This window comes from Serratia sp. YC16 (assembly GCF_009707615.1).
Lineage (GTDB): Bacteria > Pseudomonadota > Gammaproteobacteria > Enterobacterales > Enterobacteriaceae > Serratia > Serratia surfactantfaciens.
This window is the reverse complement of the sequence record NZ_WLYN01000035.1, coordinates 1-580: the sequence shown is the minus strand read 5'-3', so window position 1 is coordinate 580 and position 580 is coordinate 1. Positions and strand designations below refer to the sequence as shown.

The window sequence follows — 580 nt, the reverse complement described above, 5'->3', positions numbered from 1 at the left end:
GTGTTTCGCGCCAACGGCGAGCCGCCGGCGGAGCATGAGCCAGCGGCCGGGCTGTACCATCTGGCCTGGGAAGTGGACAGCCTGGAAGAGCTGGAGCGCATTCGTCACCAGTTGGCCGAACGCGGCATTCTCGGGCTGGAAGAGGATCACGGCGTGCACAAAAGCATTTACGGCCACGATCCGGACGGGCTGCTGTTCGAGGTGACCTGGTTTATTCCCCCGGCGTTGCTGACCGAAGAGGACAAAAACCAGCAGGATATTCGTCCGCTGGATTTCGCCGCCGAGAAGCGACGTTTCGCCGGCCGGTAAGCGGCCATGCGGGGCGCTGCGGCGCCCCGACCATCACAATACCTTGTTGAGGAAATTGACGGTGCGCGGATGCTGCGGTTGGGCCAGCACCTGCCTGGCGTCGCCTTGCTCGACGATCTGGCCGTCGACCATAAACACCACCCGATCCGCCGCTTCGCGCGCAAAGCCGATTTCATGCGTCACCACCACCAGCGTGACCCCCAGATCGGCCAACCCCTTAATCACATCCAGCACTTCGCCGACCAATTCGGGATCGAGCGCGGAGGTCGGC

General features: G+C 63.4%; 1 protein-coding gene and 1 pseudogene. One reads left to right on the top strand and one right to left on the bottom strand.

The features are described 5' to 3' along the window. On the top strand, nucleotides 1-309 hold a 309-nt coding region (locus tag GKN89_RS24265), incomplete at its 5' end, for a VOC family protein (RefSeq protein WP_370520308.1). 33 nt (nucleotides 310-342) lie between these two features. On the opposite strand, the pseudogene GKN89_RS24260 reads toward GKN89_RS24265, so the two are convergent. Then, a pseudogene (locus tag GKN89_RS24260) lies at nucleotides 343-580 on the bottom strand (amino acid ABC transporter ATP-binding protein); the annotation flags it as partial.